The 17,009-nt window shown below is 44.3% G+C and carries 8 protein-coding genes; 6 read left to right on the forward strand and 2 right to left on the reverse strand.

Annotated elements, in window-relative coordinates; translation table 11 throughout:
* A partial coding sequence (locus ACYZZR_RS12575; RefSeq protein ID WP_461534362.1) for an Ig-like domain-containing protein occupies positions 1 to 8,362 on the reverse strand: 8,362 nt, incomplete at its 3' end.
* 796 nt (positions 8,363 to 9,158) lie between these two features.
* On the opposite strand from ACYZZR_RS12575, the gene ACYZZR_RS12580 reads away from it, so the two are divergent.
* The 5 genes from ACYZZR_RS12580 (at position 9,159) to ACYZZR_RS12600 (ending at position 13,942) form a co-directional block, all read left to right on the forward strand.
* Positions 9,159 to 9,884 carry a LexA family transcriptional regulator gene (locus ACYZZR_RS12580; protein ID WP_461534363.1) on the forward strand — a complete coding sequence of 242 codons (726 nt, stop codon included), beginning with the start codon at positions 9,159 to 9,161 and terminating at the stop codon, positions 9,882 to 9,884.
* 142 nt (positions 9,885 to 10,026) lie between these two features.
* Positions 10,027 to 10,812, forward strand: coding sequence for a diadenylate cyclase (locus tag ACYZZR_RS12585; RefSeq protein ID WP_461534364.1), 786 nt, complete (start codon positions 10,027 to 10,029; stop codon positions 10,810 to 10,812).
* A 43-nt stretch (positions 10,813 to 10,855) separates the two neighbouring features.
* On the forward strand, positions 10,856 to 11,590 hold the full coding sequence (gene truA / locus ACYZZR_RS12590; RefSeq protein ID WP_461534365.1) for a tRNA pseudouridine(38-40) synthase TruA: 735 nt from the start codon (positions 10,856 to 10,858) through the stop codon (positions 11,588 to 11,590).
* A gap of 75 nt (positions 11,591 to 11,665) precedes the next feature.
* A complete protein-coding gene (locus ACYZZR_RS12595) occupies positions 11,666 to 13,435 on the forward strand; it encodes an ABC transporter ATP-binding protein (protein ID WP_461534366.1) in 1,770 nt (589 codons plus the stop codon).
* 12 nt (positions 13,436 to 13,447) lie between these two features.
* Positions 13,448 to 13,942, forward strand: coding sequence for a metallophosphoesterase family protein (locus tag ACYZZR_RS12600; RefSeq protein WP_461534367.1), 495 nt, complete (start codon positions 13,448 to 13,450; stop codon positions 13,940 to 13,942).
* A gap of 475 nt (positions 13,943 to 14,417) precedes the next feature.
* Here the strand turns inward: ACYZZR_RS12600 and ACYZZR_RS12605 are convergent, their stop codons facing one another.
* Entirely contained in the window at positions 14,418 to 14,828 is a 411-nt protein-coding gene (locus tag ACYZZR_RS12605; RefSeq protein ID WP_461534368.1) for a DUF4293 domain-containing protein, read from the reverse strand.
* A gap of 224 nt (positions 14,829 to 15,052) precedes the next feature.
* Between ACYZZR_RS12605 and rho the strand changes: the two genes are divergently transcribed.
* The gene (gene rho, locus ACYZZR_RS12610; protein WP_461534369.1) at positions 15,053 to 16,810 is read left to right on the forward strand and encodes a transcription termination factor Rho; all 1,758 of its coding nucleotides are present in this window, start codon (positions 15,053 to 15,055) and stop codon (positions 16,808 to 16,810) included.
* Positions 16,811 to 17,009: the final 199 nt, after the last annotated feature.

Below are 17,009 nucleotides of genomic sequence, written 5' to 3' on the forward strand. Positions count from 1 at the left end.
TCAATTCAAGGGTTCCATCCTCTCCGCCAGTTAAAGCATCACCATTAGCATCATACCAGTGGAATACAGGATTAGTCACCGTACTAGCTGCGGTAAGCGCTGCAGTAAGGGTAGCAGTACCTGAAGGATCCACACAAAGGGTATCGTCGTCATTCAATCCGCTCACCACTATCTCAGCGAGATCATCTCCGGGTACAGTTGGCAATACCTCAAAGCTAACGCTCTTGCGATCGCCCTCGGCAGTCTCGCAGTATCCGTCGCCGCTGGCGCCTACACTATAGGTATAAGTACCAGGAGTAAGATTAGTCAATTCAAGGGTTCCATCCTCTCCGCCAGTTAAAGCATCACCATTAGCATCATACCAGTGGAATACAGCATTGGTCACCGTACTAGTCGCAGTCAGTGCTGCAGTAAGTGTAGCAGTACCTGAAGGATCCACACAAAGAGTATCGTCGTTGTTCAGTCCATCAACCACAATATCGGTGATATCACTTCCGGGAACATTTGGAGAAACCTCAACGGTAACTTCTGCAAGATCTCCTGCCGGATTCTCACATCCGCTAGTTCCTTCCACACTTACATAATAGGTATACGGACTATTCGCATTCACCAGTCCGCTTACGGTAAGCACTCCTGATGCGTCTATAGCATAGGTAATATTTCCATCGGTATCACCATCGGCAATCGGCATCGTCTTATCGGCATCGAGATACCAGTGGAAGGCTGTTCCTTCATTGCTAGAAGGCGTCAGTACTACATTTTCACCACTACAATAGGCATTTTCATTTCCAGTAACTGTGATATCCGCAGCTCCTGGCGCATCGTTCACTTTAACATTAACCGCTACGCGATCGGGATCGGCACAACCGGAAAGTTCGTCAACTACTTCTATATAGTAAGTAAAGTCTCCTGCCACATCTGAAGGCACTTCAAACTCTGTCCCTTCATAAACCAAAGTACCACTCTCGTCATACCAGCGCAATACAGTTCCGGCTGCGGCTGTTGCTTCTATAATATGTTCTTCACCTTTACACAGCACCACAGGATCGGTAATATCGAGTTCCGGTGCTGCTTGTTTGATATAGGCTCCATAGACATCTAAACTTTGTAATACCGTAGCCACTCCAGCCGTATTTCGGATTTCTACGCGGTCGTAAACTCCGCTGGCTGGAATCGTTAGTTTGTCTCGATCTCCATTGACAAGTAAATCAATCTGAAGCAACGGATTATCCAAGCTATACTGATCTACTTGTGTAGTACCGTTGAGCAATGTAATGGTAATCGCTCCGAGAATATTCACATCTGCAAGTCCGCCAGGGATTGCCATATCCACAATTACGCTGTCGCCCGCTTTTCCGGCGTGATCAAATATCAAGGTTTGATAAATAGATCCCGTTCCCAGTCCGGCAGGCATAGACAAACGCGAATAGTTATCCGGGTTGTTATCTATGGCATTGGTAGGATTGAGCACGGCACACAACACACAACCAAAGGTGGTTCCGTGTTCTTCGCTATCTGCAATATAACAGTCGTCCGGAGGCGTCGGTGCTCCTACTACGTGCAATACTACTTCTGTAGCTTCAGACACACAGGGTCCGTTTTGCAGTACTACATAATAAGTATAGTCGCCTTCTGCAGTAGCTGCGGGAGTATATGTTTCTCCTCTCACTACTTCGTCGGTCAGTGCTTCATCGGAATACCAGATTACATCTCCAGTAAGGCTTGCAAAATCGACGACTTGGAAAGTCTGAGGAGTTTCGCCCACTACAACGTACTGTTCGGCGGGAGTTACCACTAGAGGATCTAGTTCTGCCCCCACAGTGACAGTAATCTCTGCCAAGTCTCCGGCAGCGTTTTCACAATAGCCATCCCCTTCCACGCTTGCATAGAACGTATACGTACCATCGGCGAGGCCAGACAGTGTAAGTACACCATTTGCATCTATACCGGCGGTGATTTCTGTAGTCTTATCTGCAGCTTCATACCAGCGGAATACCGGGTTGGGCACGGTGGTAGACGAAGGTGTCAAGACCACATCGGTACCGATACAAACTTCGGTTTCTCCGGCTATAGCGATATCGGATGCTCCCGCAAAACCATTTACGGTAACGTTTACCTGAGTTCGCGTAAGGCTGGCACAACCGCCGGCACCCACTACTTCTACATAATAAATAGCATCGGCAGTTACTGCGGTGAGCTCCAAAGTTTCACCACTACTTATAGGCGTACCGCCCGTTGCAACATCATACCAGTTGTAGGTAAGTGTATTTTGCGGACTTGATATCTCCAATACGGCATCTTCGCCTGTACACACTTCTACATTTTCTAACACCACATCAGGAGCGTTGAGCGCATCGCTGATGGTGACATTTACCGAAGCGAGGTCGCCATCTACATTAGCACATACATCGTCGCCATCGAGGCTTACATAGTAGGTTGCAGTAGCTCCATCTGCAAGCCCTGATACGGTAAGTTCGTTATTATTTACAGTATAAGTTACCGCTCCGTCGGTAAGTCCGTCGGTAATTACCTGAGTTCCGGCAGCGTCCAGATACCAAGTATAAACCGGATTGGTCACTGTGATACCCGAAACCACACCGGCAGTCAGCATCACATCAGAACCGACACACTGACTCAAGTCGGTGGGAAGTTCTATATCTGCAGCCGTAATCTGGTGTTGTACAGCTATACTCACTTCTACCGCCTCATCTGCACTGCTCTCACAAACACCATCGCCTTGTACAGTTACATAATAGGTATAGATACCAGGTTCCAGATCATTTTGTTCAAACACAGCTCCTGTAAACACAGGTACTCCGCTGAGTTGGTCGTTGCCGTACCAAGTAAATACCGGATTGGTCACCGAGGTACTAGACGCTTCCAGTCTTGCGATATCTCCTTCACAAATTTGAATATCAGCTACTTGAATATCGGCTGCTGTAGCTCCATCGTTTACAATTATTTCTACCTCAGCGAGGTCGCCAGCAGCATTCTCACAACCGTCGGCACCGTCTTTTACACTCACATAATAGGTATAAGTACCCGGCTCCAATCCGCTAACGGTCAGTTCACCGTTATCGATGCTGTAAGTTACCCCGGCAGCATCGGTGAGAGGAGTTTCTTTGTCGGCATCTGCATACCAGTTGAATATCGCATCGGCGATATCGTCGGCAGTAGCTGTAACCACTACATCTTCACCTACACAGAAGGGATTTTCATTTCCTGTAACTGCGATATCCTCAGCTTTGGGAGCCTCGTTTACATTTATCGTCACCTCAACACGTCCGGCCTCTTCACAGCCGTAACGCACCGCTTGTACATATACTTTATGTTCTCCGGCTGCCCAATCGGAGGGTATTTCAAATTCGAGGTTGCCCTCTCCTATTTTATTACCTCCATACCGCGCATCATACCACACATAAGTAGTACAATCGTCGTCTGGTGCTACAAGGCTAATGGTTTCGCCTTGACAAGCCTCAATAGTATTGTTACCTGGGTCGTTCCCTTCCAATTGTATTCCGGGTACCCTTTCTATTTCGTATACATTCACTCCTTCGAGAGCAGAAGCTACTCCTCCTAACTGTACAGACACCCTATCAAAAGGCTGATCTATAACGGTAGCCACTTCGTATTGATCACCACCTCCAAGGAGTTTCAGGCTTAGTAAGCCGTCGTCATTTACTTCTACCTCTTGAACAGGAGTATTACCCATAAAGGCAACAATTTTCATACCTGTTAAAAGCCCTAAATCTAACAGACCGGCATCCTGATCGGTAATGACAAGACGTATAGAATCTCCGGGCACTGAAGGTGCGCTATAAACGGTAGTGAGATGAGCATATCCTGCCACTCCTACGTTTTGCCTCAGCAGCGCCGCTGTACTCAAATCTCCATCTACGGCATTTGCTTCATCACTGACTCCGTTGAGTGCTCCGAGTGCTCCGGAGGTAACCCCGGTAAGTATATCAGCCACACCACAATCTGCAAGGGTTTGGGTTTCCTGATTTACATAGGCTTCGTGTACATTGATATCACCACCTGCAAGCAAAGCCCCTTGCACTTCAACTCTTACGGAATTAAAATTGACATTTGGATCAGGGCTAGCTACAGGCACCACTATATCGCCTTCATTTTTACCTGCTAACAGATTAAGTAGAATTCCACCACTCAACTGTGCAGGTGTTCCTACAGGATTATTTCCATCATAAGCCTGTGCTGTGATGGTTACACTTCCTAAAAGAGACAAAGTAATATCGGTACTCACTCTAATATGAAGCTGATCTCCCGCTGCGGGACTAAAGTTTCCTGAAAATTGAAGTACTTGATAATTCGTCCCGTAAAGAGAAGGTATTTCAATGGTACTAAAAGTTGCTAGATTACCATCTGCCGCCGCTCCGGCATTGTCCACTCCGTCTGAGGTCTGGCTTGTCGCGTAAACTCTTTCGTATGCAGGCAGACAGTCTTCCGGAATTGCAGGTTCTGTTACCGTAAGCGTAACCGTAGCAGGATCAGACTCCTGATTAGTATCCGGATCGCGAACCACTGCATTATAGGTGTAATTTCCAGGCACCAGTCCGGGCCCGGCAACAAATTCTTCACCCACCGATATTTCATTACCGGTTTCGTCATACCATACAATCACCCCATCAGGATAATCCGTACTGGCGGTATAGGTCACTGCATCTCCTTGTTCTATAGTAGCTGTTGGGGGAGTTACTGTTGGTGGAGTTAAGGCAGCATTTGTAGGCACCACTGTAACCGTCACCTGAGCCGGATCTGACTCTTCGTTAGTCATCGGATCAGTTACCGTAACGGTATAAATGTGTTCTCCTGTAGTAAGATCGCTTGGCGTAGTAAACTCGGGAGTGCTTCCCACTACATTATTGTCCTTATCATACCAAGTGTAGCTTACATCCGGATTGGTATGAGTAGCGGTAAAGAGTTGTGTATCTCCCTCCTCTATGGTTGCTGCGGTAGGGTCTACTGTAGGTGGTTGTAGACCGCCACCTCCAACTTCTATTACTACCGGCACTGTAGTAGGTGCTGAAGTAGCCCCTGATACCGGGTCTTTGTACACCACAGTATAGTCGTATTGATCGGGCACTAAACTGGGGTCTGTTGTGTATTGAGGTAAGTTACCCACCTGCTGATTACTCTCGTCGTACCATATAGCTTCGAGTCCGTCGGGAATATTCTGTGCTGTAAAGGTCTGTGTATCTCCTTGAGGAAGTGTTGCACCTATAGGATCTACCACAGGAGCAGGTATCAACTTCACATTCACGGCTGTTCTTGTGGCCGAAGCACATTCGCCTCCACTAACGGCTTCTACGTAATAAACAGCATCTGCGGTAATATTTTCAAGATCGTAAATAGCTCCGGTATGTACAGAGGTACCTTCGGTTTCTTCGGTATACCATTTATACGTTAAATCTTCATCTGGATCCTGTACGCTAAGAGTAGCAGTTCCATCTACTCCGACCCACACATTTTCTGAAGTTACAGTTGGAGCATCTGCAGGACCGGCAACATCGAGGTTGAGAACCCCTCTCGCGAGCGATTCACAGCCGTTGCGCACCGGTTGTATCCAATAGGTATATTCACCTGCAGCCAAATCGGGTATACTGTTGAGATCTACCTCATTTCCTCCGTATTCTGCATCGTACACTTTGTAGGTAGTGGCACAATCTGTCGGCAAACCGTCTAATGAAAGTGTTTCTCCTACGCAGATGGTCACCGTATTATCGGGGCCTTCTGCATCGGGATGGGCTGTAGCGGCCACCCTCGACACATCGTAAATGCGAAGCGCTGAAAGTCCGCTCACCGTTCCTCCATAAGTGATGCGCACTTTATCGAAAGGCACCGCAGAAGGAACTGTTATCACACTAAGACTTCCGGAAGACAGCAATCGCAAACGCAATAAACTCGGATCTACAAGTATCGGCTCTTCGTCTACGGGTGCATTTTTGAGAAAGCGCTGTATACGCAGTTCGTTGAGCACACCTACATCTAACAATGCGCCTGGCTCACCAAGAACAATTTGCAGACTATCTGTGGCGAGTGAGGGTGTTCCAAAAGCCACATCCAATTTGCCGTATACCCCAACACCTACTGTGTTGTTCAGTTGAGCATAAGTGCTTATGTCTCTATCTATCGCCAGTTCAGGATTGGTAACACCAATGAGTGCTGATGCTGCATTGAGATTGAGCAATTGTGTTTCATAACCTCCATAGGCATCAATAGCGTCCTGCCCGGTACAGGCAGGGTCGCCGGCCGTATGATAATACGCATCATACACTCGAATAGACTGAATTGCGTTGACCACAGATTCCATTACTATTTTCACTCCGCTGTAGGCTATGGCCGATCCGCTGTCACTTAATGGGATAAAAGTATGTTCGAATATATTGAGTCCGTTTACCAGTCCTGCCAAATTGGGATCGACCGACACTCTCGGGCCTATTTCTTCACCATCGCTATCTACCGGAGCGATTAAAATACTTCCGATAACAGAGGCCACACCGTAATCTCTACCCAACTTAACAGTAGCCGGGGTACCTGCATTTACAGTTGAACCCCAGTAAATAGTTTGCGAAGTCTCACCCGTAAGACCTAAGAGGTTTAGGGTCTCCGTCAAAGTAGAATAGGTCGCTATATTTCCGTCTGTAGCATTAGCTTCATCGGAGATAGAACCGAGGTTTATTCCGAGCAGACTTGAAGTAGAAAACTCCGAACTAGAGGTAGCATACTCTCTCGTAAATGCAGTTGGGCAGCCGTCGTCGCTCACCACGACGACCACTGTTGCGGCAGACTGGCAGCCTCCACTTGTAGAGGTTCCTACTACGTAATAAGTATATACTCCCGCGGCAGGAAATGTAATAGCTCCCGAGGGTAAAATAGCATTTCCGTTATAATCGTACCACTGGAAAGTTGTAGGAACATTGGCAGAAGGCGTAGGGAGAGTAACGCTTCCTCCTACCTCTATCTGATATGAAGTTTCTGCAGAGAATACAATCTCAGGATATTCATTTACCGTAGCGTTTACTGCCACTCTAGGCGATACACAACCGGTAACCTTATCGGTAGCTTCTATATAATATGTACCAGAAGTGGTAACTACAGAAGACTCAAGGGCTGTACCTCCGGTTAAAGTCTCGTAATAAGCATAATTGTAATAGTCGGGTTGGTAGTTGGTCATTGCCCCGAGTAAATCTACCGAACCACAAGCGGTAAGTGCAGCCTCAAGCTCCGGATTGGCAAGCACATCTACTCTGGGGAGACGGCTCACTTCGTAGACCCGGATATTCTGCAAGAGATCGAGTACGCCACCAAGGGATATTTTAACCCTGTCAAAAGAACCTTGAACTGGTATCACCAACTCGTATTTTTCAGTTCCCGGCAGCAGGCGCAAACCGAGTAGACTGGAATTTCCGGCTATTGGGCTGCCTACCTCATCACCAAAGAGATAGGGCTGAATTGTAAAGGCTGAGAGTAAGCTCACATCCAGCAATGTTCCGGGTTGTTCCAAAACAACGCGCACCACCTGATCGGCTACAGAAGGCGTCGCGAAGACCGTAGTGATGTATGCCTCATTTGCAACACCTGCCACCACCGACATTTCTGCATAATCGTCAAAATTATCTATCGCGTTATAAGGATTATTTACAACAGTAAGCCCTCCCGCAAGGTCGAGCCCTTCTCCACCAACTCCAGACAGTACATCTATAGCCTGGTTTTTCTCTACACAATCTAAAGGAGTATCAGAAGCTACCTCTACATAAGCGTGGTAGACTTGCATACTCGCAGCTACACTCAGTGCAGAAGAGAGATTGACCCACACTCCTTCAAAATCCTCATCCGGGGTTAAAGTGACCTCATCAGCACCTACTCCACCTAAAAGAGTCAATAAATTGGCACCGGTATAGGCGTCTCCCGCAGCATCTGCAGTCCAGTTTGTGCCACCCAATATCCCTTCATCTCTTAAATTGGTATAGGGCTGAATGCTAAAATTGTCTGCAACACCGAGAACAGAAGTTGGTGTCGAAAATTTAATAGTGACCGGAGTACCTGCCGGAATAACTTCGCCAAAGTCGATATATTGACGAGCATAAAACAGATTTAATGCACCTACCCCAACACTCAAGGTAGAAGCTTCTCTAGGATTACCATTGACCGCGTTGCCAGCATTACTGACATTTCCACCAATACCGAGAACAGCGGTAGTTTTGACCTGCTGCACTTCTGCATACTTCCTCACCATATCCTGCCCAAAGGCCGTTCCTAAAGGCAACAACAGGCCAATGGCGAGCAGAGTTGTCGCGAGGCCTGGTTTTATTTTTTGTACTAAATAGTAAAGTGGTTTCATAAAAGACTTAGTTATATTAAAGGCAAAAACGTATAACACCGAAAGAGCCGATATACGGCTCAGGCTTCCCCGTCTTTGGGGTTATTCGGAAAAAAATTTATTTTAAAGGCTTCTGCAACAGCCACAACTACTGCCGCCGGACCTCGAGTAAAAAAGTAACTTTCACTATTTTTAATAGTCATCATCATCTATTTTTGAGTATATGTTACGTACGGAAATAACGGTTTGACACAGAAGAAAGGAAGGGGTGATACGAGGCGAAACACCACATCCACACACCGTTGAGAAGAATAATTTTTTGGGTAGTTTATTTTCATAACTCTTTATTTAGCCATAAGTTTACTTTGGTCTCTTGTAATATAAAACATCTATAAGGCAGAAAACCCCACCTTAAAAATCGCATTTCAACGACAAATACAAACAAACACACTCTAAGTGAGATATTTGTATGCAATTCGTATTTTAAAATCTCGTTTAACGACTATTTTAAATCATTAATCGATTATTTCGCGTGTTAAACGATTATATTTTCTCATTTTGTACAAGACTCTTAATTTTGACTTGCAAGAGTTGATATCATCTCTACAATAAAACCAAAGCACAAGCGTTGTATATTATATAACAACAGCTACCCCTCAACCGGCCTCAAGCCGCAAAAATCAAAACACCACAGTTGATCGCTACACTACCCTAACCGACAACCTATCGACCAACAACTTTTATTTTTTGTCTAACCCACTCATAGAGATGACATGTGATGATGCTTCTCAAAATGAGTACAAAAAATAATACTTGTATGTTAGAGACGATCAAATATAACCATCGTTATGCGAATACACAAGAAAAAAAATCTCTTAATGCGATTTTGATACTCGAGAAATTAAAAAAACACTTACAGATTAAGACTAATACCGAGCTCGCTAGAATACTAAATGTAAAACCCAACACCATTTCTACCTGGAAAAGGAGAAACAGTGTAGACTATGAACTCATAGTCTCTATATGCCAGCAACAAGGTATAGACCTAAACACTGTTTTCTACAGACGAAAACCGACAAACGGACTGGATAACAGCAACCGCCAACCCATACCTCTGGTAAGTCGCGAACACCAGTTTCAATACGTGCTTCAACTAGACGAAGACAGCTTTACAGAAAATCTTCCGGCATACGATTTACCCTTTGTGGAAGGAGAAAATCTCAGGGCTTTTCAGGTTGTGGGAAATGCCATGCACCCTACTTTTGAAGACAATTCTATTGTAATTGCCACTAAATGCCAGTCTACCTCAGCGATAGAAGACAACAAAAACTACGTTGTGATCAGCAAGTTGAAAGGGATATTTATAAACAGTGTTAAAATTTCGGAATCTTCCGGCGAACTGATCTTGATAAACCACAACAAAACCATGCCTCACCAAATGAGAATACGGCAGGAGGAAATTGCGGAGATTTGGGAAATAGTGGCCAAGTTTAGTTATTCTCCAGTAGGCGAAAAACAGGAAGAACAAGCTACCACACTCTAAGTGTACTAAAAGGTGGCAAGCTAACAGATTTTCCTTTTTACACTAAAGCTATAAGGGCGACAAGAACACATATTCATTAAAAAAAGTAACAATGTACTCTTGAAGCATTATTTTTTTCTAAATTTACACAAAAGAGTAAGCCTTGAAAATCTTCGATTTCGTAGACTTTAAAATCCTCGATCTAATCGACATACTCCTAGTCGCCTTCCTGCTTTACTACATCTACAGGTTGGTGAAGGGTACTGTGGCGGTAAATATCTTTATCGGAATAGGGATTATATACCTTATATGGAGAATAACCGAAGCGCTGCAAATGCAGATGATGAGCAGCATATTTGGAAGCTTTATGAGTGTAGGTTTTTTTGCGCTTATCGTTCTCTTCCAACAGGAAATAAGAAAATTTCTCCTCACCATTGGCTCTACCAATCTGGCTAATGGAAAAAGCTTAAAAAAGTACTTTCGCTTTTTTAAAGAGGAAAATGCAGAGATTAAAACCGATATCGTCGCCCTCATTTCTGCCTGTGAAAAACTGAGCAGTACCAAAACTGGGGGACTCCTCGTTATCGCCCGAAACACTCCTTTAGATTTTGTAAAGAACACGGGCGACAAAATGTATATCAAAATTACCATTCCCATCATAGAGAGTATTTTTTACAAAAACAGTCCGCTTCACGACGGAGCCGCCATCATCGAAAAAAATTATATCGTAGCTACTAGGGCAGTACTACCGGTATCTAACGAGCGAAATATTCCTCTTCGTTTCGGATTGAGACATAGGGCAGCCATAGGAATCACCGACAAAACCGATGCCTTAGCTCTTGTAATCAGTGAAGAGACGGGACAGATTTCCTATATCAAAAACGGAGAATTCACACTTTTTAAAGATCGTGACGAACTGTTGGATATATTGAGAGAGGACCTGAGTTAAACTCAAAACTTTGTATCTTTGTCCCTTCAAAATCCGAACTCATTTGCGCTATTTTATAGAGTTATCATATAACGGGCTTCCATATCACGGCTGGCAACGACAGCCGAATGCCGTAACTGTACAACAAACTCTGGAAGAGGGATTGTCTACACTGCTGCGAACTACCACAGCAGTTACCGGAGCAGGACGCACGGATACCGGAGTTCACGCCAGGCAGATGTTTGCTCATTTCGATACCGACGCTTCTTTCGACAAGGAAGAAATGACGCGAAAGTTAAACTCCCTACTCCCTGCCGATATTTCCCTTCGCAGCATCTTTGAGGTACAGGAAGACGCTCATGCCCGTTTCGACGCTACTTCTCGCACTTATCAATACCTGATAAGCCCGCAAAAGGATCCCTTTTTACAAGCACTGGCCTATTACCACCGCTATCCTTTGAGTATCGAGCTGATGAACCAAGCGGCAGAAATGCTTTTGGGACGACAGGATTTTGAGTGTTTTTCGCGATCTAATACCGATGTAAAGACCTTTTACTGCACTGTTGAAGAAGCAAAGTGGCAACAGCAAGACGAACTTTTAGTATTTACCATTACCGCAGATCGCTTTTTGCGAAATATGGTAAGGGCCGTTGTCGGTACACTTTTGGAGGTAGGACGGAAAAAAATAGCTCCGGAAAACGTTAAAAAAATCATAGAAAGTAAAAATAGAGGGAATGCCGGGGCATCAGTTCCGGCGCATGGTTTATATTTAACCAAAATCACATATCCCTTTATCTGAGACCGTACTGTTGTTATAGTATATCACAACAATACTCCTCAGAAAATTTTATCACTAAAAAACTCAGCTAAAAATATGAGTAGCAATAAAGGAAAAGCATTTGACCTGAGCCTTTTTAGAAGACTCCTCAAACACGCGTGGAAATATCGGCTGGTGTTTTACGGAGTAGCATTGGCCGCTATTCTCGGTTCGCTCTTTGCCGTAGCCCGACCCATGCTGCTCAAGATAACAGTAGACGACTATATCACTCACAAAGATCCTCACGGCTTACTGGTCTTCTCACTGATTATGATAGGGGTGCTGTTTGCAGGGGTACTTTGCCAACTCGGCTTTATCTACTACGCCAACTGGTTGGGACAGTCTATTATTCGCGATATACGAATAGACCTCTTTCGGCATATGCTAGCGTTCCGCATGAAGTATTTCGACAATTCGTCTATAGGTGTATTGGTGACCCGAGCGGTAAACGATATGCAGCGAATAGGAGAAATATTCAGTCAGGGATTGTTTATGATAGTAAGCGACCTGCTGCAAATGATTGTAGTTGCTATCATAATGCTGGCTACCAGTTGGAAGCTCTCGCTTATCGTATTTTCTATACTCCCTCTTATACTCTACGCCACTCGACTGTTTCAAAAAGCGATGAAAGTAGCTTTTACCGAGGTAAGAGCTCAAGTAGCCTATCTAAACTCCTTTGTACAGGAGCGCATTTCGGGAATGAAAATAGTACAGCTCTTTACCAGAGAAGACGCAGAGTACCAAAAGTTTACCGAAATCAATGAAAAACACAAAAAAGCCTGGCTCAAAACAGTGTGGTACAACTCCATATTTTTCCCCGTGGCCGACCTGGCTACCTCTATCACTATAGGACTTATAGTGTGGTATGGAGGAGTGCGCACCATAGCCGGAGACGATATTGAACTGGGAAGTATTTTTATGTTTATCGAAATGTCTCAGATGCTGTTTCGCCCACTTAGACAAATAGCCGACAAGTTCAACACCTTACAAATGGGAATGGTAGCTGCACATCGGGTGTACGACATACTAGATACCAAAAGCTCTATAGAAGACAAAGGGACTATTACCGCAACCGATCTGAAAGGCAATATCTCGTTTAAAGAGGTACACTTTGGCTACTTGAGTGACGAAGAAGTGCTACACGGAATCTCCTTTGATGTTCGCGCCGGACAAACCGTAGCCATAGTAGGCGCTACGGGAGCGGGAAAATCGACTATAGTAAATCTGCTCAACCGCTTCTACGAAATCAATTCGGGAAGTATCTGTATAGACGACACCAATATCAAAGACTATACATTGGATTCTTTAAGAGGGCGAATAGCTGTGGTTTTACAGGATGTCTTTCTGTTTGCCGACACCATATTCAACAATATCACTCTGAAAAATCCGGAGATTAGCGAAGAGCAAATAGAAGAAGCTGCCAAACAGATAGGTATACACGATTTTATAAAAAGTCTTCCCGGAGGATACCACTTTAATGTAAAAGAAAGAGGTTCTACCCTTTCCGGTGGGCAGCGACAGCTCATCGCCTTTCTCCGTGCCTATGTGAGCAATCCGGATATACTGGTGCTAGACGAGGCTACCTCTTCGGTAGACTCGCATTCGGAGCAATTGATACAAAACGCTACCGAAAAGATTACGAGAGAACGCACCTCTATTATCATTGCACACCGCCTGGCTACCGTAAAAAAAGCTGATACCATTATTGTAATGGACTCCGGAAAGATTGTAGAAACCGGAACACATGCCGAGCTGCTCGCCAAAGAAGATGGTTATTACCGAAACCTCTACGAAGTGCAGTTTATGGCCGAAGAAGAAACTTCATAACCCCTCTCTTATATGACCCGTATACTATTGCTATCGGATACCCACGGCCATATCGATCAGTCTATACTCAAGTATGCAGCACAGGCCGACGAGATATGGCACGCTGGAGATATAGGTGATTTGAAGGTTACCGACAGTCTGAAAAAAATTGCTCCGCTTCGCGCCGTATACGGAAATATAGACGGTGCGGAAGCCCGAAAGGAATTTCCCGAAAACAACAGATTTTTCTGTGAGAATGTCGATGTGTGGATCACACATATAGGTGGATACCCCGGAAGATACGACCGCAGCGTGCGAGAAGCTTTAAAGCTAAACCCGCCCAAACTGTTTATCTGCGGACACTCTCATATTCTGAAAGTCATCTACGACAAAAAACACCAGCTCCTCCACATGAATCCCGGTGCAGTGGGGAAGTACGGTTTTCACCAGGTGAGAACCATGCTTCGCTTTGACATCGACGGCGACCAGATAGGCAACCTGGAAATTGTGGAACTCGGAGGGAAATAGTTCGTAGTTGTTAGTTTGGGGTTATTGAGTTATTAGGTTAATGAGTGATAACCAATCACCAAGTCTCATCATCGCCACGTCTCCGAGTCAACAAAATCATTCCTTCATTTTGTCTTGATACAAAACTAAAACACAGAAAAACAAAAAAACACTAAGAACTAAACAACTCCCCCCAAGGCGGCTGCGTACCGCAGCGCAGCGAACAGTATCAAAGCCACCGACTGGAAGAGACAACAATAAATCACACCACACTAATTCGTCTATGGGGGAGACGCAAAATTTTGCGTCTCTACAGCGTCTAGTTTATATCATATCGCTGTTCTACACATCGCCCTGAAAAGGTAGTTGAAGCCATAATAAACAACTAAGAACTAATCAACTAAAAGACCACGAACTAAGAACTAACAACAAAAAAACCCGAACACCATATTGGCCTTCGGGTTTTTTACGCACTAATACTACTAAGATTTCAGGCTTATCGCAATCGGTCGACAGATTTTACGAGATCTTCGTCCCTTTTAATGGCCTTGTTGGCCAAAACCAGAAAAACGATAGAAATAACAGGGAGAAAAATCCCAATACCCTTCTCAGAAACCACAGTTTCTCCGGATAAGTTTAGCGACCAATAAGCAAATACTCCTAGTAAAATTAAGTTTAATATCATATTCAGTCTGTTCAATACAAACTGGTTTTTTCTGTTTTTAAATGCAAAAATCGACACCAAAGCCAACAGCACTATCACTACAAACAAGATCAATACCCACAGTATTTCGGAAGCGTAAACAGGCTCTCCATTTACATCTTTCCACAGATATATCACAAAGGGCAACACGGCGTTTACCAAAAACACCACCAACAGATATATGCTTTGTATTCGTTGTAACATTGGTTGTATCTGAATTTGCGATAGCAAAAATAAGAGTTCTTTTTAAAAAATACATTCGGATTATAAAAATAAATTTGTAATATTGCGGTATCCATTCGTAACCAATTCATAACAAGGTTCGTTTGACTTCGATTTTTCACTTTGATGCTCATTCCTAAAAAGCACAAAACAGATTTAACAAACACTTCTTAAAAAGGAATTAATTAACTTATTTTATCACTTCAATGTTCGACATTTCAGATTTAAAGGCGAAGAAACTACCTGAATTACAGGATATCGCAAAAAACTTAAACATCCCCAAATTCAGATCCCTCAAAAAAATGGATCTGATATACCAAATCTTGGATGTACAAGCTGCCAATCCGACTACCGTTAAAGCTTCCATCGCCCCCACCACAAGTACTGACAAAGGAGAAACAGCTCCTAAAAACGAGAAGAAAACTCGGAGATCCCGGATCAAAAAAACAGCTGCCGACACCCCAAAGACGCAGACCAAAACTACCGAAAACCGGACTGCCGAAAAGAACGACACCGCCAAAGCCGACCACTCTCCTAGAAAAGAAAATCCGAAAACAGACTCTCAGAAAAACACTGCCTCAAAATCTCTTGAAGGAAAAACCCCTTCGAAAGCAGTGACCGATAAGGATGAGAAAAAACAGGATAACAGTCCAGAGCAACCGGCACAAAAGGAAAAGAGAAAGGAGCATTCTTCCAGAGGACAACACCATCACCAAAACAATCAACATCAAAACAACCAACATCAAAAGAAAAACAACAACAATAATAATAACAACCACCACACTCCTCACAACAAAGAAAACTTTGACAAGGAGAAAAAGAACAGGTATAAAGACCCCGATTTTGAGTTTGACGGTATTGTAGAGAGCGAAGGAGTACTCGACATTATGCAAGACGGCTACGGCTTCTTGAGGTCTTCTGATTACAACTACCTCTCTTCTCCAGATGATATTTATGTGTCTCAATCACAAATAAGACTCTTCGGACTAAAAACGGGAGATACTGTATTGGGTACGATTCGCCCCCCAAAAGAGGGAGAAAAGTACTTTCCGCTTATACGTGTCACCAAAATAAACGGACTGGCGCCCCAAGTAGTACGCGACAGAGTTTCGTTTGAACACCTCACTCCCCTCTTCCCTAATGAGAAATTTAAACTGGCCGAAAAACAGAGCACTGTATCAACTCGGATAGTAGACTTGTTCTCTCCTATCGGAAAAGGACAAAGGGGAATGATAGTCTCTCAGCCCAAAACGGGAAAGACCATGCTGCTAAAAGACATCGCCAATGCCATTGCTGCCAATCACCCGGAAGTGTATTTGCTGGTATTGCTCATCGACGAACGTCCGGAAGAGGTTACCGATATGCAGCGAAGCGTTAAGGGTGAAGTAGTAGCTTCTACTTTCGACGAACCGGCAGATCGCCACGTAAAGGTTGCCAATATCGTTTTGGAAAAAGCCAAGAGATTGGTAGAATGCGGACACGATGTGGTTATTCTTCTCGACTCCATCACCCGACTGGCGAGAGCATACAATACCGTACAACCTGCCAGTGGAAAGGTACTGAGTGGTGGTGTAGACGCCAACGCCCTACACAAACCCAAACGCTTCTTTGGAGCGGCGCGTAATATTGAAGGAGGTGGATCACTCTCTATCATCGCTACGGCACTTACCGAAACCGGATCTAAAATGGACGAAGTTATCTTTGAGGAATTTAAAGGTACGGGAAACATGGAACTTCAACTCGACAGGCGTATAGCCAACAGAAGGATATTCCCCGCCATAGACCTTATCTCTTCAAGTACGCGTAGAGACGATATGCTACTGGACGAAAACACCATTCAACGCATGTGGATCATGAGGAAATATCTCGCCGATATGAACCCGGTTGAAGCTATGGAGTTCCTAGACGATCGCATCAAAAGAACCAAAAACAACGAAGAATTCCTGATGACGATGAATCAATAGGAGTTTTAGACATAATAGAATAAAAAATCCCGGGCAGTGTAGCTGTTCGGGATTTTTTTATTCAGGTACATTCAGAATTAAATAAACATTTGTAATTCAGTGAATTAATCCGTAATTTAGAGAAACAAAACCCCGAAAATTGGCCAAAGTGCCAAAAAACGGGGTTTTTCTATTCTACGTGTCTATGAAATTACAAAGA

Source organism: Sinomicrobium sp. (assembly GCA_029266035.1).
Taxonomy (GTDB): domain Bacteria; phylum Bacteroidota; class Bacteroidia; order Flavobacteriales; family Flavobacteriaceae; genus Sinomicrobium.

What these genes read in the sequence shown, in the direction of transcription:
- ACYZZR_RS12580 (WP_461534363.1), top strand. Translation starts at nt 9,159, where the DNA reads ATGTTAGAGACGATCAAATATAACCATCGTTATGCGAATACACAAGAA.
- ACYZZR_RS12595 (WP_461534366.1), top strand. Translation starts at nt 11,666, where the DNA reads ATGAGTAGCAATAAAGGAAAAGCATTTGACCTGAGCCTTTTTAGAAGA.
- ACYZZR_RS12600 (WP_461534367.1), top strand. Translation starts at nt 13,448, where the DNA reads ATGACCCGTATACTATTGCTATCGGATACCCACGGCCATATCGATCAG.
- ACYZZR_RS12605 (WP_461534368.1), bottom strand. Translation starts at nt 14,828, where the DNA reads ATGTTACAACGAATACAAAGCATATATCTGTTGGTGGTGTTTTTGGTA.
- rho (WP_461534369.1), top strand. Translation starts at nt 15,053, where the DNA reads ATGTTCGACATTTCAGATTTAAAGGCGAAGAAACTACCTGAATTACAG.